This window comes from Variovorax sp. KBW07 (assembly GCF_003852515.1).
Taxonomy (GTDB): Bacteria; Pseudomonadota; Gammaproteobacteria; order Burkholderiales; family Burkholderiaceae_C; genus Variovorax.
Genome location: NZ_QAJK01000217.1, coordinates 1 through 7,016 on the forward strand (window position 1 = coordinate 1; position 7,016 = coordinate 7,016).

The window sequence follows — 7,016 nt, forward strand, 5'->3', positions numbered from 1 at the left end:
AGTACCCGGTGTCATTCGCACGCACCCCGAATGACCCCGCACCCGCTCCCGAACAGCAACGCCAACCCCGATCCAGCTTCGTCCACCGTAGATCACGCGATCGCAAAGTGGACGACCAGCACGAAAATTCCTTCCGTCGCATTCAATCCCAGGAGTCCACTGCCATGCGCGTTCCCGCTCTGACACTTCGTCCCCTTGCCCTCGGCCTGGCCCTCGCCGCAGCCGCCTTCGCCGTGCAGGCGCAGGAAAAAGTGGTCTTCGCCACCAACTGGAAAGCGCAAGCCGGCCACGGCGGCTTCTACCAGGCGCTGGTCGATGGCACCTACAAGAAATACGGCCTCGACGTCGAGATCATGCAGGGCGGCCCCATGGTCAACAACCGGCCCATGCTGCCGGCAGGCAAGGTCGACTTTCTCATGACCGGCAACCTGCTCCAGTCCTTCGACAACGTGAAGAACGGCGTGCCCACCGTCGTCGTCGCCGCCATCTTCCAGAAAGACCCGCAGGCCATGTTCGCGCATCCGGGCCAGGGCTACGACAGCTTCAAGGACATGACCAAGGCGCCCGTTGCCTTCATCGGCAAGGACGGCCAGTTCAGCTTCTGGCAGTGGATGAAGTCCGAGCACGGCTTCAAGGATTCGCAGCTCAAGCCCTACACCTTCAACGTCGGCCCGTTCCTCGCCGACAAGAAATCCATCCAGCAGGGCTATGCCATTTCCGAGCCGCTGTCGATCAAGGCACAGGCCGGCTTCGACCCCGTGGTGCAACTGCTGGCCGACAACGGCTTCTCGACCTACGCGACCACCATCGAGACGCGCGCCGACCTGATCAAGAGCAAGCCCGAGACGGTGCGCAAGTTCATCGAGGCCTCGATCGTCGGCTGGAACAACTACCTCTATGGCGACAACAAGGCCGCCAACGAGCTCATCGCCAAGACCAACCCCGACTCGCCCGTGGCCGCGCTGCAGGGCTCGATCGAGCTGATCAAGAAGATGGGCATCGTCGACAGCGGCGACTCGCTCACCAAGGGCATCGGCGCCATGGACGAAGCCCGCGTGAAGGACTTCTACGACAAGATGGTCAAGGCCGGCCTGTACAAGCCCGGCGAGGTCGACCTGTCGAAAGTGGTCACCACGCAGTTCGTGAACAAGGGCGTCGGTGTCGACGTCCGCAAGAAGCTCACCGGCAAATAAGTAAATCGGCAAGAGCTGTACAGCATCGTATTTTTCCCGTGGGTCGCGCGGGGCTTGCGCCGGGGTCAGATGCCGGCGCCTGGGTTGCCATAAGGCACGCGCGGCCTTTTGTCCCTTGGGCTCTGACCCCGTCTCGCCGAACAGGCGAACCGGCCCTCAATCATGAAAACGCTCGTCGTCCATTGCCATCCGAACCCTGACAGCTTCAACCATGCGCTGTACCGCGCCGCCCTCGAGGCGCTCGAACCCCGGCATGCCGTCAAGGCCATCGACCTCTATGCCGAAGGCTTCGATCCCACGCTGACCCGCGAGGAGCGCATTGCCTACCTCGACAACCCCGAACTGATCCGCGAGCGCGTGAAACCGCACGTCGAAGCGCTGCTGTGGGCCGAGCACCTGGTGTTCGTCTACCCCACGTGGTTCCACGGACCGCCGTCGATGCTCAAGGGCTGGCTGGAGCGGGTGTGGCTGCCGGGCGTGGCCTTCCTGCCTGCGGAACGCAAGGGGCAGCTCGCGAAGTCGGGCATGCGGCACATCCAGCGGCTGACGGTGGTGACCACGGGCGGCTCGCCGCGGTGGTTCGTGATGGCCATCGGCGACCCGGGCCGGCGGCTGTTCACACGCGCCCTGCGCGCGTTGTTCGCATGGCGCTGCAAGGTGACGTGGCTGCAATTGCACGACATGAACGCCGCCACCGCGCACGACCGCACCCATTTCATTGCGCGCGTTTCGCGCAAGCTGCAGAGCATCTGAGCCACCTGAGTACAGACAACACAACAGAGGGAGCCACGCACCATGAGTCTCGAGCGCACGCTCACTGTCCGCGTCGAACGCATCTCGCGGCAGACGCCGGAAATACTGGCCTTCGAACTGTCCCATCCGTGGGGCCGGCCGCTGCCGGCCTACGAGGCCGGGGCGCACATCGACGTGCACATGCCCGGCGGCTTCTCGCGCCAGTACTCGCTGGCGCGCGCGCCCTCGGGCAACGCGTCTTACGTGATCGGCGTGAAGCGCGAGGCCGGCAGCCGCGGCGGCTCGGCCTCGATGCACGAGCGCGTGCGCGAAGGCGACCTGTTGCCCATCAGCGCACCGCGCAACACCTTCCCGCTGCGCGAGGAAGCGACGCACCACCTGCTGCTGGCGGGCGGCATCGGCATGACGCCGCTGCTGGCCATGGCGCAGGCGCTCGCGGCGCGTGGCGCGAACTTCACGCTGTGCGTGTTCGCGCGCAGCGAAGAACACCTGGCCTTTGCCGATGCGCTGCGCGCGCCGGCGCTGGCACCGCACCTGCGGCTGCACCTCGACCAGGGCAACGACGCATCGCAACGCATCGACCTGCGCGCGCTGCTGGCCGAACGTGCGGGCAACACGCATCTGTACGTGTGCGGCCCCGGCGGCTTCATGCAGGCGGTGCGCGACGCGGCCGCGGCCGCCCGTTGGCCCGAAGACGCGCTGCACGCCGAATACTTCGCCGCGCCCACCGACGCCAACACCACCACCGGCCTGCCCTTCACGCTGAAGCTCGCGCGGCGCGGCATCAGCGTGCCGGTGGCCGCCGACCAGACCGCCGTCGATGCGCTGCATGAAGTGGGCATCGACATCCCCGTGTCGTGCCAGCAGGGCCTGTGCGGCACCTGCGTGGTCGAGGGCGACGGCGAGGGCGCGGAGCACCGCGACTTCTGCCTTACCGGCACCGAGCGCAAGACCCGCGTGGCCCTGTGCTGCTCGCGCGCCAGGGGCCAGGAACTGGTGCTGCAGCTGTGAGCGCCCGCCCCACCACCATCGGCACCAACGCCAACGCCGGCCCCGACGAGAGCGAAGGCGAGGCGCCCGCCACGCGCGGACGTTCGCGCAAATACACGCAGGTGCTGGGCCTCATCAACCAGGCCGCCATCGAGGTGTTCGCCAGCGAGGGGCTGGCCGGCGCGTCGACCCAGGCCATCGCCGACAAGGCCGGCCTGTCGAAGGCGCAGCTGCATTACTACATCGAGAGCAAGGAAGCGCTGTACCGCCAGGTGCTGCAAGACATCCTGACCGACTGGATCGTGGTGTTCGGCTTCAGCGACGAGGCCTTCGGCCCGCGCAAGGTGCTGGGCGACCTGATCCATCGCAAGATGATGTTCTCGTTCGACCACCCGCTGCGCTCGCGGATCTTCACGGCCGAGATGATGCGCGGCGCACCGGTCATCAACAGCATGATGACCACGAGCAAAGCGCGCACCGACCAGGCCGCGGCCGTGATCCAGAACTGGATGAACCAGGACCTGATGGACAAGGCCGACCCGATGCTGGTGCTGTTCCACATCTGGGCCGTGACGCAGTTCTATGCCGACCACGCCACGCAGGCCGCGTACTACCGCGACGTGGCGCAGCAGGGCGAAGAGAAAGACCGGCGCTACCTGATCGAGCAGGTGACCGAATTCCTGCTGAAGGGCGCGGGGGTCAAGTAGCCTTTTTGGCGGGAAGGTACATGGTGGCCTCGACCTCCACCAGCACTTCATCGCCCGGCAGGAAGCGCGATACCTCCACCACCGTGCTCACCGGCGGGTCGCCCGGATAGAACAGGCCGCGCACGCGGTTGTAGAAGGCGTAGTGCGGCAGGTGGCGAAAGTACTGCACCAGCTTCACCACGTCTTCCATGGTGCCGCCGTGCTCGGCCGCGATCTGGCGGATGCGCTCGAGCACGAACCAGCTCTGCGCCACGATGGGCGCCTCGAACACGTCGACCGACATCTGGCCCGTGGCGTAGCCCACGCCCTGCAAGGCGGTGCGCGCCGCTTCGGGAATCGCGTCGTAGCCCGCGACGGCGCGGCGCGTGGCGGGGTCGACCGCCACCACGCCGCTCATGAAGACGAAATCGCCCACGCGCTTGGCGGCGGCGTAGTTGGCCATCGGCTTGCCCATGCTCATTTTTGAATGCTCTCCGGATTCGTTTGTGCTTCGAGGATGCGGCCGTGGCGGATCACGGTGCGTTGGCGTCCGCGCGGGCCGACGAGTTCGTGTTCGTCGGTGGCCGCGAGCAGCACCAGGTCGGCCGGGCAACCGGGCGCGATGCGCCCGTCCCAGGCCAGGCCCAGCGCCTTGGCCGGGCTCACGGTGATGGCGTCGAGCCAATCGCTGGCCGGTGCCAGGTGCGCCATCTGCACGCCCAGGCCGAAGGTCTCCAGCAGGTCGTAGCTGCCGTAGGGATAAAAGGCGTCCTGCACGTTGTCGGTCGCCAGGCTCGCGCGCAGGCCCCATGCAGCGGCTTCGCGGATGCGCGTGATGCCGCGCGCCACCGGCGTGCGGTCCCATGCGCCCTGCAGGTAGAGGTTGGTGGTCGGCAGCGCGACGATGTGAAGGCCCGCGCCCGCGCACAGCGCCAGCGTTTCATTGGCGACGGCGTCGTCCTGCATCGCCAGCGAGCAGGCATGGCCGCAGACCACGCTGCGCTTGAAGTCGCGCGCCCGCACCAGTTGCGCGATGCTGCGCAAGCCGCTGGCTTCCACATCGATCCCTTCGTCGACGTGAAAGTCCAGGCCCAGCCCGTGCTGTTGCGCCAGGTCGAACACGCGCCCCAGCTTGTGAACGATGCCCTCGTTGCGATAGACGAAAGCGCCCAGCGTGCCGCCCGCGCGCTTCACCTCGCGCGCGATGCGCTCGCCTGCCGCGAGGTCGGCGAACAGGTCGAGCGGCGTGAGCGAAACGAACTGCAGCTCGACGCGGCCGCGCCACTCCTCGCGCAGCGCCTCGAACACCGGCAGCGCGGCCGGTGGCTCTGCCTGCACCCAGTCGATGTGCGTGCGCAGCGCGCGCGTGCCCGACTGCCAGGCGTCTTGCAGCGCGCGCGTCATGCGCAGGCGCAGCGACTCGCCGGTCCAGCTGTCGCGGTGCCTGTTCATGCGATCGATGGCGGTGAACAGGTCGCCCTGCGCCGCGCCCACGTCCTGCACGGTGTAGTTCTTGTCGATGTGCGCGTGAGCCTCGACCAGCGCGCTCAGCAGGGTGCCGCGTGCATGCTGTTGTTGCTGCTGTTGCGCGCTCGGCACGATGGATTCAACGCGGTCGCCCGCCAGCGTGACGTCGAACACCTGCGCATCGCCGGCGTCGAAGCCTCGCAACGGCGCTGGAATGCGCAGTGCTTCGAGCTTCATCACGCGCGCTGCCGTTGCCGCCATGCGCGCAGCCAGCCCAGGCCCGCCGAGGTGCCACCGGGCTCCGAGCCGCGCTTCGGCCGGTACTCGCAGCCGACCCAGCCCTGCCAGCCGCACTGCGCCGACACCTCGTCGATCACGTCGAACAGGTAGGGGTAGTTCTGCTCGCCGATGTCGGGCTCGTGGCGTTCGGGCACGCCTGCAATCTGCAGGTGGCCGACGCGGCCCGTGGGCAGGTACTTGCGCAGCTTCATCGCCACGTCGCCTTCGACGATCTGGCAGTGGTACAGGTCCATCTGCACCTTGAGGTTGGATGCGCCGACCGCCTCGACGATCTCGTGCGCGTGGTCTTGCCGGTTCAGGAAGAAGCGCGGAATGTCGCGCGTGTTGATCGGCTCGATGAGCACGTCGCGCCCCGCCTTGGCGGCTTCGGCGGCGGCCCAGCGCAGATTGTCGAGGTACACGGCCTGCACCGCCTCGCGCTCCAGCCCTTCGGGCACCAGGCCGGCCATGACGTGGATGCGTGGGCAGTCGAGCGCCACCGCGTAGTCGATGGCCTTGGCGATGCCATCGCGAAACTCGGCGTCGCGTCCCGGCAGGCAAGCCAGCCCGCGGTCGCCACCGTCCCAATCGCCGGGCGGGCCATTGAACAGCACCTGCTTCAGGCCGTTGGCCTGCAGCCGGGCAACTATCTCGTGCTGTGGAAAGGCGTAGGGAAAGAGGTACTCGACACCCTGGAAGCCGTCTTTCGCGGCGGCATCGAAACGGTCGAGAAAAGCGAGCTCCGGGTAGAGCATCGAGAGGTTGGCGGCGAATTGGGGCATGGGGTGTTTTTACTACTACCAGCGCGCGCCGAAGGTGCGGCGCAGTTCATCGATCTGTGCGGCGTCCAGCGGCTCGGGCTGGCTTGCAGCGGTGAGCAGTTGGAGCCTGGCGGTTTCCTCGAGTTCTTCGAGCACCGACATGGCGGCGGCCGGCGTGTCGTGCCAGACGTTGGGGCCAAGGCGCGTGAGCATCACGGCGCGAATGGGCGTGCCGGCCGCGCCAAGGCGCTCGATGGCCTGCGCCACCTGTTCGGCGGCTTCTGGAGCGCCGGGCCGGTGGTACGGAATGACAGGCACGTGGCCGACCTTCATGACGAAGTACGGTGTGAGCGCGGGCAGCAGTTCGGCACCGGGCGCGTTCAGCGTGAGCGCGACGCAGTGCGTGCTGTGCGTGTGGATGACGCAGGCGGTGCCGGGGTCGAATTTGCGCGCGGCGGTGTAGATGCGCGTGTGCAGCGCGATGGTCTTGCTGGCACGGTCGCCGCTGGTCTGCGTGCCTTGTGCATCGAGCTTTGCGAGTCGCGCAGGGTCGAGGAACCCGAGGCAGGCATCGGTCGGCGTGATGAGAAATCCGTCGTCCAGCCGCACGCTGATGTTCCCGGCTGTCGCATGGACGTAGCCGCGTTCGAAAAGGCTGCGACCGACGCGGCAGATTTCTTCGCGGGCTTCGTTTTCGTTCATGTCGTGGTTCCTGCTCGCACTGTGTTTCGTTCGGGCTTCAGGGTATTTGTGTTCTTGGTGCAGTTGTTCGGGAGCGGGCGCGGGGTCATTCTTTGGCTTGTGCGACTGACACCGGGTACTTCCCTCCGCGAATGTCCCCCGCTTCGCTCCTCCTTTATTTCGCTGCGGGAAGCACCCGATGCCCT

8 protein-coding genes are annotated in these 7,016 nt (G+C 67.0%); 4 read left to right on the forward strand and 4 right to left on the reverse strand.

All coding sequences use genetic code 11. The annotated features are described in order from the left end of the window. Positions 1-164 precede the first annotated feature (164 nt). The 4 genes from DBV14_RS31975 (at position 165) to DBV14_RS31990 (ending at position 3,643) form a co-directional block, all read left to right on the forward strand. Positions 165-1,193, forward strand: coding sequence for an ABC transporter substrate-binding protein (locus DBV14_RS31975; RefSeq protein WP_124465896.1), 1,029 nt, complete (start codon positions 165-167; stop codon positions 1,191-1,193). A gap of 162 nt (positions 1,194-1,355) precedes the next feature. Further along, entirely contained in the window at positions 1,356-1,946 is a 591-nt protein-coding gene (locus DBV14_RS31980) for an NAD(P)H-dependent oxidoreductase (protein WP_124465898.1), read from the forward strand. Between the two features lie 42 nt (positions 1,947-1,988). Beyond that, complete coding sequence (locus tag DBV14_RS31985; protein ID WP_124465901.1) at positions 1,989-2,957, forward strand: PDR/VanB family oxidoreductase; 969 nt, start codon at positions 1,989-1,991, stop codon at positions 2,955-2,957. Further along, complete coding sequence (locus DBV14_RS31990) at positions 2,954-3,643, forward strand: TetR family transcriptional regulator C-terminal domain-containing protein (RefSeq protein ID WP_260397303.1); 690 nt, start codon at positions 2,954-2,956, stop codon at positions 3,641-3,643. The genes DBV14_RS31985 and DBV14_RS31990 overlap by 4 nt, the downstream gene beginning before the upstream one ends. Here the strand turns inward: DBV14_RS31990 and DBV14_RS31995 are convergent. Genes DBV14_RS31995 through DBV14_RS32010 form a run of 4 tightly spaced genes read right to left on the reverse strand, consistent with a single transcriptional unit; the run spans position 3,636 to position 6,831 of the window. Next, positions 3,636-4,103 (reverse strand): RidA family protein, encoded by a 468-nt coding sequence (locus DBV14_RS31995; RefSeq protein WP_124465904.1) that lies wholly within the window; start codon positions 4,101-4,103, stop codon positions 3,636-3,638. The genes DBV14_RS31990 and DBV14_RS31995 overlap by 8 nt on opposite strands. Continuing rightward, the gene (locus DBV14_RS32000; RefSeq protein ID WP_260397304.1) at positions 4,100-5,350 is read right to left on the reverse strand and encodes an amidohydrolase family protein; all 1,251 of its coding nucleotides are present in this window, start codon (positions 5,348-5,350) and stop codon (positions 4,100-4,102) included. The genes DBV14_RS31995 and DBV14_RS32000 overlap by 4 nt, the downstream gene beginning before the upstream one ends. Then, entirely contained in the window at positions 5,326-6,150 is an 825-nt protein-coding gene (otnI, locus tag DBV14_RS32005) for a 2-oxo-tetronate isomerase (RefSeq protein WP_124465907.1), read from the reverse strand. The genes DBV14_RS32000 and otnI overlap by 25 nt, the downstream gene beginning before the upstream one ends. A gap of 15 nt (positions 6,151-6,165) precedes the next feature. After that, on the reverse strand, positions 6,166-6,831 hold the full coding sequence (locus DBV14_RS32010; RefSeq protein WP_124465910.1) for an aldolase: 666 nt from the start codon (positions 6,829-6,831) through the stop codon (positions 6,166-6,168). Positions 6,832-7,016 lie beyond the last annotated feature (185 nt).